Raw genomic sequence first — 13,670 nt, forward strand, 5'->3', positions numbered from 1 at the left:
CCCTGCGCCACGCCGCCAGGCCAGGTACGCTGCCATCCGCGCCGGTCAGAGCCCAGGGTGGGCGTTTCGCCAAGGAGAACAGTGCGTAATGAGTTGCGGCCCAAGCGGATCGAGGGCGAACAGGCATACCTTCGCAGGGTGGTGGCCGCATCCATGGCCGGCACCATCGTCGAATGGTACGAGTTCTTCCTCTACGGCACCGCGGCCACGCTGGTATTCAGCAAGGTGTTCTTCGCGAAGGGCGGCAACGATCTCGACGCCATCCTCGCCGCCTTCGTGACCTACGCCGTCGGCTTCGCGGCCCGTCCGGTCGGCGGGATCGTCTTCGGCCACCTCGGTGATCGCTACGGACGCAAGAGCTTGCTGCAGTTCAGCCTGCTGCTGGTGGGCGCCGCCACCTTTCTGATGGGCTGCCTGCCCACGTTCGCGCAGATCGGCTACTGGGCGCCGACCCTGCTGGTGGTGCTGCGCTTCATTCAGGGCTTCGCCGTCGGCGGCGAATGGGGCGGCGCCGTCCTGCTCGTCGCCGAGCACAGCCCCAACCAGAGCCGCGGCTTCTGGGCCAGCTGGCCGCAGGCCGGCGTGCCCGGCGGCAACATGCTGGCCACGGTGGCGCTGCTGATCCTGACGGCAACCCTGCCCGACGCGGCCTTCCTGAGCTGGGGTTGGCGGGTGGCCTTCTGGTTGTCGGCGATCGTCGTCGCGATCGGCTACTACATCCGCACCAAGGTCACCGACGCGCCGATCTTCGTCGAAGCGCAGCGACAAGCCCAACAAATCACGACCCGCTCGCTCGGTCTGGTCGAGGTATTCCGGCGCTACCCGCGCGGCGTCTTCACCGCCATGGGCATGCGCCTCGGCGAAAACACCATGTACTACCTGGTGGTCACCTTTTCGATCACCTATCTCAAGGTGCATGTGCACGCCAACACCAAGGCCATCCTGCAGTGGCTACTGGTTGCCCATGCCGTGCACTTCGTGGTCATCCCGCTGGCCGGGCGTCTCAGCGACCGATTCGGAAGGCGCCCAATCTATTTGGTCGGGGCTGCCGGCGGCTTCGCCTGGGGATTCTTCGCGTTTCCGATGATGGACAGCGGACGCAACGCGATCATCATGTCGGCGGTCATCATCGGTCTGGTCTTCCACGGATGCATGTATGCGCCCCAGCCGGCGGCCATGGCGGAGATGTTTCCCACCCGGATGCGCTATTCCGGGGTGTCGCTGGGTTATCAGGTCACCTCGATCGTGGCCGGTTCACTGGCTCCGATCATCGCCGTCCGCCTGCTCGAGACGTACAAATCCGCGGTGCCCATCGGCTGGTATTTGGGGGTCAGCACGGCGATAACCATGCTGGCCGTGCTGGCCTCGCGCGAAACCAAGGGCATCGATCTGGCGGCCGTCGACCTGGCCGATGCTCAGCGTCTGACGGTCGCCGCCGGACCCGCCGCCGCGGCCGCCGCCGATTAGTCATCCGCGCTTTCCGGCGCTTTCGGTGTCTGCCGGGGATGTTTGTCAATCGGTGATCGGGGCAATGCGTGCTGAGAGGCTGGGGGCGGCAGCCGGCTGTCGCGCTCGCCGAGGTCCCGTCGGTTCAGCCCGAGAGCCGACGGGACCGCCCATACCGCGGACTCCACAGCACCGATGCGGAGTACCGTGCGCGTTATGGATGGCGTCTGGATTCTCGGCGGATACCAAAGCGATTTCGCGCGCAATCTCAGCAAGGAGAACCGGGACTTCGCCGCCCTGACCGCGGAGGTCGTCGATGCCACCCTGGCCTCGGCGAAGGTGGACGCCGCCGATATCGGGGTCGTCCATGTCGCGAACGCCTTCGGTGAGATGTTCGCCCGGCAGGGCCATCTCGGGGCGATGCCGGCCACGGTGTGCGACGGGCTGTGGGACACGCCCGCTTCCCGGCACGAGGCCGCGTGCGCGTCGGGCAGCGTGGCGACGCTGGCCGCGATGGCCGACCTACGCTCCGGCGCTTACGACAGCGCGCTCGTCGTCGGGATCGAACTGGAGAAGACGGTGCCCGGCGACACCGCGGCCCAGCATCTGGGCGCCGCGGCGTGGACCGGGCATGAGGGAGCCGAGGCCCGCTACCTGTGGCCGTCGATGTTCGCCCAAGTCGCCGACGAATACGACCGGCGCTACGGGCTCGACGACGCGCACCTGCGCGCGATCGCGCAGTTGAACTTCGCCAACGCGCGGCGCAACCCCAACGCGCAGACCCGCGGCTGGCGCGTGCCGGACCCGATCACCGACGACGATGCGATCAACCCGATCACCGAGGGCCGGCTGCGGCGCTTCGACTGCAGCCAAATGACCGACGGCGGCGCGGGTTTGGTTCTGGTCAGCGACGCCTACCTGCGCGAGCATCCGGATGCGCGCCCCGTTGCTCGCATCGACGGTTGGGGACACCGGACCGTGGGACTGGGGCTGCGGCAGAAACTCGACCGCGCTCTTGATGACCCCTATGTGTTGCCACACGTGCGCTTGGCGGTACTGGACGCGTTGCGCCGGGCGCGGGTGACCCTCGATGACGTCGACGGGTTCGAGGTGCACGACTGCTTCACGCCCAGCGAGTACCTGGCGATCGACCACATCGGGCTGACCGGTCCGGGGGAATCGTGGAAGGCCATCGAGAACGCCGAGATTGAGATCGGCGGCCGGCTGCCGATCAACCCCAGCGGAGGGCTGATCGGCGGCGGACACCCGGTCGGGGCGTCCGGTGTGCGGATGCTGCTCGACGCGGCAAAGCAGGTCAGCGGCGTCGCCGGCGACTACCAGGTCGAAGGGGCTCGAAACTTCGGCACCTTGAATTTTGGTGGCAGCACGGCCACCACCGTCAGTTTCGTTGTCAGCAAAGGCATTTGATGATGGACGTTGAGGTTGTCGGTAAGTTTCTCTCGACACTGCCCGAGGACGACGACCACCCCTACCGGACCGGCCCGTGGCGACCCCAGACCACCGAGTACGACGCCGACGACCTCACCGCGGTGGAGGGCGAGATCCCGTGTGACTTGGACGGCATCTATCTGCGCAACACCGAGAATCCGCTGCATCCCGCGTTCAAGAACTACCACCCGTTCGACGGCGACGGCATGGTGCACGTGGTCGGTTTCCGTGACGGAAAAGCGTTCTACCGCAACCGCTTTATCCGCACCGACGGCTTTCTGGCCGAGAACGAGGCGGGCGGCCCGCTGTGGCCGGGTCTGGCCGAGCCGGTGCAACTGGCCCAGCGCGAACAGGGCTGGGGCGCGCGAACTTTGATGAAGGACGCGTCGAGCACGGACGTCATCGTGCACCGCGGTGTGGCGTTGACCAGCTTCTACCAGTGCGGCGACCTGTACCGGATCGACCCGTACTCGGCCAGCACGCTGGGCAAGGAAACCTGGAACGGCGGCTTCCCCGTCGACTGGGGTGTGTCGGCACATCCGAAGGTGGACAACAAGACCGGCGAACTGCTGTTCTTCAACTACAGCAAGCAGGAGCCGTACATGCGCTACGGTGTCGTCGACTCCGGCAACTCGCTGGCGCACTATGTGGACGTCCCGCTGCCCGGGCCGCGGCTGCCGCACGACATGGCATTCACCGAAAACTACGTGATCCTCAACGATTTTCCGTTGTTCTGGGACCCATCGCTGCTGGAGCACGACATCCACCTGCCGCGGTTCTATCCGGACATCCCGTCGCGGTTCGCGGTCCTCCCGCGGCGAGGTTCCACCGGCGACATCCGTTGGTTTGAGGCCGATCCGACGTTCGTGCTGCACTTCACCAACGCCTACGAGGACGGCGACGAGATCGTGCTGGACGGGTTCTTCGAGGGCTCGCCACAGCCCCTGGACACCGGGGGATCGAAGTGGGACAAGCTTTTTCGCTTTCTAGCGCTCGATCGTCTGCAGACCCGCCTGCACCGGTGGCGCTTCAACCTGGTCACCGGCGCGGTGAAAGAAGAGCAATTGTGCGAGGCGATCACCGAGTTCGGCACGATCAACGCCGACTACGCGGGCGGACCCTACCGCTACACGTATGCCGCAACCGGTAAGCCGAGCTGGTTTTTGTTCGACGGGCTGGTGAAACACGACCTGCACACCGGTGGGGTTGAGGGCTATTCGTTCGGCGAAGGTGTCTACGGCAGCGAGACGCAGATGGCGCCCAGGGTGGGCAGCAAGAGCGAGGACGACGGCTACCTCGTCACGGTGACCACCGACATGAACGCCGACGCGTCCTACTGCCTGGTCTTCGACGCCGCCCGGGTCGCCGACGGTCCGGTGTGCAAACTGCAACTGCCGGAACGGGTTTCCAGTGGCACACATTCGGCCTGGGTAGCGGGTCCGGAATTGCGGCGCTGGAACGTGTAACCCAGACCCATATGAGCATGCATGGGAGTAACGGTGGAACAAAACAAGCATCGGAATACGCATTGGCCCAAGGAGCTGGCACCGATAGGCTCCATCCGCTTCGCGCGCCGCTCGTCTCATTTCGAAGAGACGGTGCGGTTTTACCGTGAGCTGGTCGGCCTGCCGTTGTACGAGACGTTCGCGGCCAGCTACGGCAGCAACGGCGCGATCTTCGGCCTGCCCAGCTGGAACCTGACGATGGAGATCGTCGAGGCCGTCGACACCGTCGCCGTAGACAGCCACGAACAGCTCTGCCTCTATTTCCCCGACAGGCAGGCACAGCAGCTGGCGATCACCCGCCTGCAGCAGGCCGGGCTGAAACCCGTTGAGCAGCATCCGTACTGGGAGGCGACGGGAGCCGTCACCTACCGCGACCCGGACGGGCGCGAAGTGGTGTTCGCGCCCTTCGTCTATGGCGTCAACGAGCCCGCCGATAGCGGTGCCTCGGGCAGCCACGCGTTCCCGTCGGCCTGAGCCTCACCGGCTGGCTCGGCCAGCCGTCAGCGCGGCGCCCACGGCCCACACCGAGCAGAGCACCGCGCACACCGCGCCGACCGCACCGACATACAGCCCATATTCCGCCGCCACCGGCGGGCTGACATTGAGCCTGTAATACCACACCGTCACGGCCGCGATCAGCAGCGAAATGATTAGTGCGGCAACGGAACCCAACCGCCCCGACAGGCCACGGCCCAACAGCGCCCCGGCCACCAGCAGCGTCGCGGACAGCACAACGATGAGCTGGCCCGGGCCGAATTGCGCCGGCAGTCGCAGGTTGCCGTGGGTGCCGCCGATGGCGCTGGCCCAGCCGCCGCCGTTGACGGTCGTCGTCAGCCACGGCATCCACGCGCTCCCCCACACGACCAGGCCGAACAGCGCCACCAGCCAACCGGGGTGCAGGCGCCGAGTCATGCTTGCGAGATTAGCCGACAGTGACCGTGAGCGGTGCGACTGAGCGCCACGTCAGCGTGCCGTCGCGCCCAACCTCAGCCCCGCAGCGACGACAGGTTGAACGCCGCGCCCGTCGGGTCGGCCGCGGAAGCCAGCCGGCCGTACGGGGTGTCCTGGGCCGCACGCAGCACCGCGCCGCCGTGCTCGGTGATCACCTGCAGCGTCTTGTCGACGTCCTCGGCCCCGAGGTACACGGCCCACTGCGACGGCACCCCGTCGGGCAAGAACGCCGCCCCGTCCATCACGCCGAGCAGCTGCTGATCCCCGAAAGATGCTGTGGTGTAACGGAATTCGTCGGTATCGGAGACCTGTTCGGTGCGCCACCCGAACACGGAGCGGTAAAAGTCGACGGCGGCGCCATAATCGCGCGTGCTCAGCTCGTGCCACACCGGCGCGCCGGCTTCGCCGATCACCTCGAAGCCGCGGTGCTCCAGCGGCTGCCACAAACCGAAGAACGCCCCCGCCGGGTCGGTCGCAAAGGCCATGAAGCCCTTGGCCGGCACCTGCTGGGGTCCCATGAACACCGAGCCGCCGGCCGCCGTCAGCGCCGCCGTCGTCGCGTGGATGTCGGCGGTGTCGAAGTAGGTGTTCCAGCCGTCGGGCAGCTGCGATTCGGGGTTGTTGGCCATCATGCCGGCGACGGGATGGCCGTCCTTGGCGGCGTTGATGTACCCGCCGTAGTCGGCTCCGGCGGATTCGAACGTCCAGCCGAACACGGTGCCGTAGAAGTCCTGGGCGCGCTCGACGTCCGATGACGCGAGATCGAGCCAGCAGGGGGCGCCCGCGGGAGCGCCGTTACGGATGGGCACGATGACCTCCTTGGTGTAGGTCCCCGGAGCGGGGCTACTCGTACCGACTCCCGCCGACCCGCAAACTCATCGGTGCCCGTTGGTGCTCGGGTCGGGACCGGTGAACACCGTGACGAAGTTCTGCAGCGATTCGCGGATGTCGCTGCGCAGCGCCGCGGCGACGACCATGCCGATCGGCCCGAACAACGCCGGCCCGCCGAGGTGCACGTTGAAGCTCACGACCGCGCCGTCGCCTTTGGGCTCGACCTTGGCGATCAGCTTGACCTTCACCCCGCCGACACCGTCGCCGTTCAGCGTCATCGCGTGCGGCGGCTTGTAATGCACGATCGTCCACTTGATCCGGTTGGGCATGCCCTTGACCTCGACGTAGGACTCGACGACCGTGCCCTTCTCCAAGACGTCGGGCAACGGGCTGCGCCATACCTTGTGGATGGTCAGCCAGTCCTTATATCGGGACAGATCCGACGCGTGCTTCCAGGCCTGTTCGGGAGGCAGCGGCACGTCGATGGATCCGGAGAGTTTCGCCATATGCCACCGAGCCTAACGTGCCCGCAGCGGCCGCACGTCCACCCCCGCCGTACGGAACCGGGCTGGTGTCGGGTCGCACAAAGACCGGGATCATCGGGTGAACGTTCCCAGCTTGTTCTCGTCGTAATACTCCAAATTCAGCGCATTGCCGGCGAATGTCGCCTTGGAAATCGTTCCGGGCGGCGCGTTTTCGTTTGTCAACGTGAACGTGAAGATGTCACTGTCCCAGTGCGTCAGGGTGAACGTCTGGTTTTTCGGCCCGAGGGCCAGCTGCAGCGCGCCGTCATGCGCGGTCACGGTGGCCGGACCCCAGTAGTCGTTGTTGTACACGCCGACGTAGTCGTTCAGCGGCCTGGGCGGGGTGGGGTTCTCCGGGGGCCGCTTGCCGACCAGCGAGCCCTCCGGGTTGTTGATCGAACCGATCGCCTTCTTGTACAGCGCCGCCCAGTCCTCGCGGATCTGGCCGTACTGCACCAGATCCATGAATTGCGCGGTCAGCGCCTCGGGCACGCCGAACGGCGCGGCGTTGGTCAGGGCGATGATGGCGAGGTCCTCGGACGGCATCACCACGAAGTTGGTCGCCTCCCCCATCACGAAGGCGCCGGAATGGCTGAGGGTGGTGCGCCCCGACGAGTTCACGTTCACGGCGAAGCCGTGACCGTAGAAACTGGCCCGCGCCTTGGGATTCGTCGGGGGCACCGAAACGGCCTGCGGGGTGATGGCGGGCAGCAGGGCCTCCGGCGAGGTGATCCGCTGGCCGTCGTACGTCCCGTTGGCCAGCACCATCGTCAGCCAGCGGGCCATGTCGTTGACCGACGAACTCACCCCGGCGGCGGGAGACTGCGGATCGGGGTCGCGCTGGAAGCGCGGTTCCCAGTTGTCCCCGACCTTGACGTGGTTGACGGCGTGATTGGGCCGGGCGAGGAAATCGGCGAACCGCGAACTGGTCGACGCCATCCCCAGCGGGCGATACAGCACCTCGTCGGACAGGTCCGCCCACGGTGTGCCGGCCGCGGCGGCCACCGCTTCGGCGGCGGCGGTCAGGCCGAAGTTGGTGTAGGCGTAGCTGATTCGAAACGGCGCCAGCGGCAGGTGCCGCATCCGTTCCAGCGTCTGGCGTTGGTCGTAGCCCATGTCCTCCAGTTGGTCACCGGCGTGATCGGGCAGCCCGGACCGATGCGAGTACAGGTCGGCGACGGTCACGGTGCTGGTGACGTAGGGATCGGACAACGCGAACCACGGCAGCTTGCCCACCACCGGCGTGTCCCAGCCGACCACGTTGTCGGTGACTTCATGAGCCACCACGGTCGCACCCACCGATTTCGAGATCGACGCCAACTGGAACACGGTATCGGCGTCGACCTTGTTGTCCGCGCCATCACCTTTGCTCGCATCCCGAACACCAAAGCCCTTGGCGTACAGCGTCTTTCCGCCGTGCACGATCGCCACCGCCATGCCGGGGATGCCGCTGCTTTTCATCAGGTCGGCAACCAGGCCGTCGACCTTGGCTACCGCGTCGTCGATGCGGCCCGCGGGGATGTCGACGCCGGACACCTCGGAGGGAGGCGCATCGGACAACCGCGAAGGGGAGGGCGGCGACACGGCCACCGGCGGCCCCGGTCGGCATCCGGTGAGTATTAATAGGACCAGAACGACCACCGCAGCGTGTTTCGGCATGGCCGAACTTTAGTTCAGAGCCGCCACCACGGGTTGAACCGCAACGGCCCGGCCGGATCGATGCGCTGGCCCGGCAGCGGCACCGCCACCTGCACCTGCGAGGGCTCGGCCGCGGCAAGCACGCGCTCCACCGGCTCGGCCCACGGATGCGGCGCCAGCCGGAAGGTGCCCCAGTGGATCGGGACCAAAAGCCCTGAGCCCGAATCGGTGACGTCCAGGTGCGCCCGCACCGCCTCCTCGGGATTCATGTGAATGTCCGGCCACGCCGTGTTGTAGGCGCCGATGGGCAACAGCGTCAGGTCGAACGGCCCGTGGTCGTCGCCGATCTGCGCGAAGCTCTTGGTGTAGCCGGTGTCGCCGCCGAAATACGCCCGCTGCGACGGGCCGATCAGCGCCCAGGACGCCCACAGCGTGTTGTTGCGGGTGAAGAAGCGTCCCGAGAAATGCCGCGCCGGCACGCAGACGACGGTGAGCTCGTCGACCTTAGCGCTTTGATTCCAGTCGAGTTCGACGATGCGATGCTCGGGGACGCCCCACGCGCGCAGGTGTGCGCCGACGCCGAGCGGCACGAAGAACGGGGCCCGCTGCGTGCGGACCAGCGCCAGCACCGTGTCGATATCGAGGTGGTCGTAGTGGTCATGGCTGATGATCACCGCGTCGACGGCGGGCAGGCCTTCCAGCTGCACCGGCGGAGGGTGAAGCCGTTGCGGCCCAACGAGATCCGATGGCGAACAGCGATCACTCCACACCGGATCGGTGAGCACACGGTAGCCGTCGATCTCCACCAATGCCGTCGAATGACCGAACCAGCTGACGGCAAGCCGGCTGGCGTCACCGCGGTAGATCGCCGGGGCGGCCAGCGGGATCGGCCCCTTGGGTCGGCTTTCGCTGCGGGGGCCGAGCAACTCCCACGCGATGAGAGCCAATTGCTCGCCGTCCATGAGGCTTACCGACGCGGGATCCAGGTTTTCGAAGACGCCGTCGCGGTAGTGGGGAGACCCGGCGCACACAGCCGCAATCGCTGCGGGATCGCCGCCGACCGCCGTGAACGAACCGTGCAGCGCCCGCAACAGCCACCCGCCCCCGGCCAGCGAGGCTGCGCCGGCGGCAAGTCGCAGCGCTGAGCGCAGCATGAACCCCCCTAAGCTCCTTGGAACTTCGGCGGTCGCTTCTCCACCCGGGCGACCTGCGCCTCGATCACATCCTGGCTGCCCCAAGCCTTGTCGAAGAGCTCCTTGTGCTCCGGCCACGGCTCCTCGATGGAGCCGTCATCATTGAGCACGCGCTTGGCATGCTGGATCGCCAGCGGCGCCAGGCCGGCGATCTCGGCAGCCCAGGCCTGCGCGTCGGCTAGGGTGCCGATCCGGTTGGCCATCCCGGTCTGCAGCGCCGTGTCGGCGGTCAGCTTCTCGGCGCTGAGCAGCATCGCGCGGGCGCGGCCGTGACCGACCAACGACGAAAGCCGCCGTATGCTCCAGTTATCAAGAGCCAGACCATATTTCGACGTCGGAAACTGAAAGAACGCATCCGCTGCCACCACCCGCAGATCGCACTGCATGGCCAGCTGCAGCCCGGCCCCGATGGCGGGCCCGTTGATGAAGCCGATCACCGGTATCGGTGCCGCGTCCATCACCTTGTGCAGCTCGATAAGCCGGTCCGGGTAGTCGGCGGCGAACGCGTCGCCGCTCAAGTCGGCGCCGGCGCAGAACGCCGTGCCCTGGCCGGTCAGCACCACGGCCCTGACGTCCTCGGCGGTGGCCTTCTGCACGGCCTCCCGCAGCTCGTCGACCAGCTGCGAATTCAGCGCATTGCGCCGCTCGGGCCGCTGCAACTCGATCGTCGTGACCGCTTGGGCCTGGGTGACACCGATCATGGGGGCCAGGATATATAAGCGCAGGACGCCCCGTCCCGACGCCATCTAGCCTCACAGGGTGAGCCGTATCACGACCGACCAACTGCGGGACGCGGTGCTCGACGAGGGCTCATTCGTCAGCTGGGACAGCCCGCCGCTCAAGCTGCCGGTGAACGAGTCGTACGCACGCGAACTCGCCGAGGCCCGGGCGACCACCGGCCGTGACGAGTCGGTGCTCACCGGCGAGGGCCGCGTATTTGGACGCCGGGTGGCGGTGGTGGTCTGCGAATTCGACTTCCTCGCCGGGTCGATCGGGGTGGCGGCAGCCGAACGCATCACCGCCGCGGTACAGCGCGCCACGGCCGAACAACTGCCGCTGCTGGCCTCACCGAGCTCGGGTGGCACCCGCATGCAGGAGGGCACGGTCGCGTTTCTGCAGATGGTGAAGATCGCGGCGGCCGTCAGGCTGCACAAACAGGACCATCTGCCCTACCTGGTGTACTTGCGCCACCCCACCACCGGCGGGGTCTTCGCATCGTGGGGCTCGCTGGGTCATCTCACCTTCGCCGAGCCCGGCGCCCTGATCGGCTTCCTCGGCCCGCGGGTCTACGAACAGCTTTACGGCGAACCCTTCCCCAAGGGCGTCCAGACCGCGGAGAACCTGCAGCGGCACGGGGTGATCGACGCCGTCGTCGCGCTCCAAGACCTGCGCCGAACGCTTGACCGTGCGCTGACCGTGATCGCCGACGCTCCCGCACCGCCACCGCCGCCGCAGGCACCCGAGCCGGTACCCGACATCCAGGCCTGGGACTCCGTGCTGGCATCGCGGCGTCCGGACCGGCCGGGCGTTGCCCACCTGCTCAAGCACGGCGCCACCGACCTAGTGCTGCTGTCCGGCACCGGGCAGGGCGAGGCGGCGACGACGCTGCTGGCGCTGGCCCGGTTCACCGGCCAGCCCGCGGTGGTGCTGGGCCAGCAGCGCGGTCCGGGCGGCTCAGACAAAAGCGGGGTAGGCCCCGCGTCGCTGCGCGAGGCGCGGCGCGGCATGGCGCTGGCGGCCGAGCTGCGCCTGCCGCTGGTGCTGGTGATCGACACCGCCGGCCCCGCGCTGTCGGCCGAGGCCGAGCAGGGCGGGCTGGCCGGCCAGATCGCGCAGTGCCTGGCCGAGCTGGTCACGCTGGACACCCCGACGGTGTCGGTGCTGCTGGGTCAGGGCAGCGGCGGGCCGGCGCTGGCGATGGTGCCCGCCGATCGGGTGCTGGCCGCGCTGCACGGCTGGCTGGCGCCGCTCCCGCCCGAGGGTGCCAGCGCGATCGTCTTCCGCGACATTGCTCACGCACCGGAACTGGCTGCGGCCCAAGGCATTCGGTCGGCCGATCTGCTGAAGTCGAAAATCGTCGACGCGATCGTGCCCGAGCATCCCGACGCCGCCGACGAGCCGATCGAGTTTTCCCGACGACTCTCCGCTGCCATCGCCGTCGAGGTGCACGGACTGCGCGCAATACCCGCCGCCGAACGCCTCGCCACCCGATTGCGGCGCTACCGCAGCATCGGCTTGCCCTGATTCCAACGCGCGGACGCGGGTATCCGACTGGCCATGACGTCCATGGATATCCTCCGCCGGGCCGGCTGGTTGCCCGAACAACAAGAGGATCTGGAGTCGTGGCTCGCCGGGCATTGCAAGCGGACGGAGGCCCGGGGCGAGGACGTCGCGCTTCACCCGGTGCTCGTCGAATTCCAGCAGCTGATCGACACCGATCCGGTCGTGCGGGATGTACATGAATCAAATGATTTCCCAGGTGCCCGACACCAAGCAGTACCGCACGCGGCACCTGGAAAGCGTGCCGCAGCTGCTGCGCTTGATCAACGAGGTCCTTAGGACCGCACCCGAATTCGGCGGCAACATGGTGGCCACGCCGCTCGGGGCGATCCTGGACTGGACGATGGGCACGCGGGCCGGGTTCGCCGCGTACCGCGACCCCCGGATCAACGCAATGCTGAAGAAGATCCTGAACGCCTGGTGCGAATTCCTCGACAGCCCCGACTCGCTGTACGTGCTGAACGAGTCACCGACGGGCTGGAAAAGCGCTGCGGCTCAACAGGCCATCGGCATCGAGCAGTTCGAGCACGACCCCGCCGACCAATATTGGGGCTTCGCCTCCTGGAACGCCTTTTTCACCCGCCGCTTCAAGGACGGCCAGCGTCCCGTCGCGGATCCCGACGACGACGCCGTGATCGTCAACCCCTGCGAGTCGACGCCGTACGGCCTGGCCACCGACGTGCAACGCCAGGACCAATTCTGGATCAAAAGCCAGCCCTATTCGCTGCTCGACCTGCTCGCCCACGACGAGGCGGCCGACCAGTTCGTCAGCGGAACCATCTATCAGGCCTTCCTCAGCGCGACCGACTACCACCGGTGGCACAGCCCCGTCGCCGGCACGATCGTGCGGGCTTTCGTGAAGGACGGCACCTACTATTCCGAGGCCGACTCCGAAGGCGCCGCCGCGGTCGAGCCGACGAATTCGCAAGGCTACATGGCACATACGGCGGCGCGAGCGATCATCCTCATCGAGGCCGACAACCCGACAATCGGACTGGTGGCCTTCGTGCCGGTAGGCATGTCGGACGTGTCCACCTGTGTCGTCCATCCCAACATCGCGTCGGGTTACCACGTCGCCAAGGGCGAGGAACTCGGCTACTTCCAGTTCGGCGGGTCCACCCACTGCCTGGTCTTTCGCCCCGGCGTCATCGCCGATTTCGCGCTCGCGGCGATTCCCCAGCCGCACGACCCCAACGCGCCGCTGATGCTGGTCAACGCGAAACTGGCCACCGCTAAGACAGACCAAGGTAGCGCTGGATCGTAGGGCCAAGCCACTCCACGACCTCGTCGTTCGTCATCGCGACGACGGGCGGAAGTTGTAATACGAAGCGGCACAACGCCATACCCAGAATCTGCGAAGCGATCAGCCCGGCCCGAACACCGGCCTCGTCAGCCGCCACAAAGGAGGCCACCAGCGGGCGCAACTGCGTCCCGAAGATCTCCTGCATCCGTTGCGCCGCTTCGGCATTGGTGGCGCTGGACCGCAGCAGGATCACCAGCGCCTCGTCCTCCCAGCGCTCGAGGAAATGACGCACCAGCGACCGCCCCACCTCGGCAGGGCCAATCCCAGCCAAATCGGGAAACGCGAGGTCGAACTCGGCCGCCGCGGCGAACAGCTTGTCCTTGGAGCCGTAGTAGCGCATCACCATTGCGGGGTCCACCCGGGCGTCGGCGGCGATGGCCCGGATCGTCGCGCCCTGGAAACCCGAGGTGCCGAACCGCTCGCGGGCGGCGGCCAGGATGACGGCCTTGGTCTCATCCGACGTTCTACGCATGTCAACAAGTGTAGGCCAACACTTGTTGACATTCACGCCAATGCGCGCCACCATGGAGTCAGGTCAACAAGCGTTGAC

Annotated in this window: 13 protein-coding genes; 6 read left to right on the top strand and 7 right to left on the bottom strand. The window is 67.2% G+C overall.

Features of this window, described 5'->3' with window-relative positions; translation table 11 throughout:
- Nucleotides 1-81: 81 nt before the first annotated feature.
- The 4 genes from G6N66_RS22075 to G6N66_RS22090 all read left to right on the top strand — a co-directional run bounded on the left by G6N66_RS22075 (nt 82) and on the right by G6N66_RS22090 (nt 4,874).
- Nucleotides 82-1,467 carry an MFS transporter gene (locus G6N66_RS22075; RefSeq protein ID WP_269474936.1) on the top strand — a complete coding sequence of 462 codons (1,386 nt, stop codon included), beginning with the start codon at nt 82-84 and terminating at the stop codon, nt 1,465-1,467.
- 195 nt (nt 1,468-1,662) lie between these two features.
- Nucleotides 1,663-2,874 (top strand): acetyl-CoA acetyltransferase, encoded by a 1,212-nt coding sequence (locus G6N66_RS22080; protein ID WP_085231822.1) that lies wholly within the window; start codon nt 1,663-1,665, stop codon nt 2,872-2,874.
- Nucleotides 2,875-2,876: 2 nt separating this feature from the next.
- The gene (locus tag G6N66_RS22085; protein ID WP_085231821.1) at nt 2,877-4,361 is read left to right on the top strand and encodes a carotenoid oxygenase family protein; all 1,485 of its coding nucleotides are present in this window, start codon (nt 2,877-2,879) and stop codon (nt 4,359-4,361) included.
- A gap of 21 nt (nt 4,362-4,382) precedes the next feature.
- Nucleotides 4,383-4,874, top strand: coding sequence for a VOC family protein (locus G6N66_RS22090; RefSeq protein WP_085231820.1), 492 nt, complete (start codon nt 4,383-4,385; stop codon nt 4,872-4,874).
- Between the two features lie 3 nt (nt 4,875-4,877).
- Here G6N66_RS22090 and G6N66_RS22095 read toward each other — a convergent pair whose 3' ends face one another.
- The 6 genes from G6N66_RS22095 to G6N66_RS22120 form a co-directional block, all read right to left on the bottom strand.
- Entirely contained in the window at nt 4,878-5,312 is a 435-nt protein-coding gene (locus G6N66_RS22095) for a hypothetical protein (RefSeq protein WP_085231819.1), read from the bottom strand.
- Nucleotides 5,313-5,386: 74 nt separating this feature from the next.
- Nucleotides 5,387-6,160, bottom strand: a complete 774-nt coding sequence (locus G6N66_RS22100) for a VOC family protein (protein WP_085231818.1) — start codon at nt 6,158-6,160, stop codon at nt 5,387-5,389.
- Nucleotides 6,161-6,226: 66 nt separating this feature from the next.
- A complete protein-coding gene (locus G6N66_RS22105) occupies nt 6,227-6,688 on the bottom strand; it encodes a type II toxin-antitoxin system Rv0910 family toxin (RefSeq protein WP_085231817.1) in 462 nt (153 codons plus the stop codon).
- A gap of 90 nt (nt 6,689-6,778) precedes the next feature.
- The gene (locus G6N66_RS22110; protein ID WP_085231816.1) at nt 6,779-8,365 is read right to left on the bottom strand and encodes a serine hydrolase; all 1,587 of its coding nucleotides are present in this window, start codon (nt 8,363-8,365) and stop codon (nt 6,779-6,781) included.
- A gap of 14 nt (nt 8,366-8,379) precedes the next feature.
- Nucleotides 8,380-9,498 (bottom strand): MBL fold metallo-hydrolase, encoded by a 1,119-nt coding sequence (locus G6N66_RS22115; RefSeq protein ID WP_139825098.1) that lies wholly within the window; start codon nt 9,496-9,498, stop codon nt 8,380-8,382.
- Between the two features lie 8 nt (nt 9,499-9,506).
- Entirely contained in the window at nt 9,507-10,238 is a 732-nt protein-coding gene (locus G6N66_RS22120; protein WP_085231815.1) for an enoyl-CoA hydratase, read from the bottom strand.
- Nucleotides 10,239-10,296: 58 nt separating this feature from the next.
- Here G6N66_RS22120 and G6N66_RS22125 point away from each other — a divergent pair, with 58 nt between their 5' ends.
- Together G6N66_RS22125 and G6N66_RS22130 are read left to right on the top strand one after the other, a co-directional pair.
- The gene (locus tag G6N66_RS22125; protein ID WP_085231814.1) at nt 10,297-11,781 is read left to right on the top strand and encodes an acetyl-coenzyme A carboxylase carboxyl transferase subunits beta/alpha; all 1,485 of its coding nucleotides are present in this window, start codon (nt 10,297-10,299) and stop codon (nt 11,779-11,781) included.
- 214 nt (nt 11,782-11,995) lie between these two features.
- Nucleotides 11,996-13,081, top strand: a complete 1,086-nt coding sequence (locus G6N66_RS22130; RefSeq protein ID WP_263987949.1) for a phosphatidylserine decarboxylase family protein — start codon at nt 11,996-11,998, stop codon at nt 13,079-13,081.
- Here G6N66_RS22130 and G6N66_RS22135 read toward each other — a convergent pair.
- Complete coding sequence (locus G6N66_RS22135) at nt 13,050-13,592, bottom strand: TetR/AcrR family transcriptional regulator (RefSeq protein WP_085231812.1); 543 nt, start codon at nt 13,590-13,592, stop codon at nt 13,050-13,052. The genes G6N66_RS22130 and G6N66_RS22135 overlap by 32 nt on opposite strands.
- Nucleotides 13,593-13,670: the final 78 nt, after the last annotated feature.

It is taken from the genome of Mycobacterium conspicuum (assembly GCF_010730195.1).
Classification (GTDB): Bacteria; Actinomycetota; Actinomycetes; order Mycobacteriales; family Mycobacteriaceae; genus Mycobacterium; species Mycobacterium conspicuum.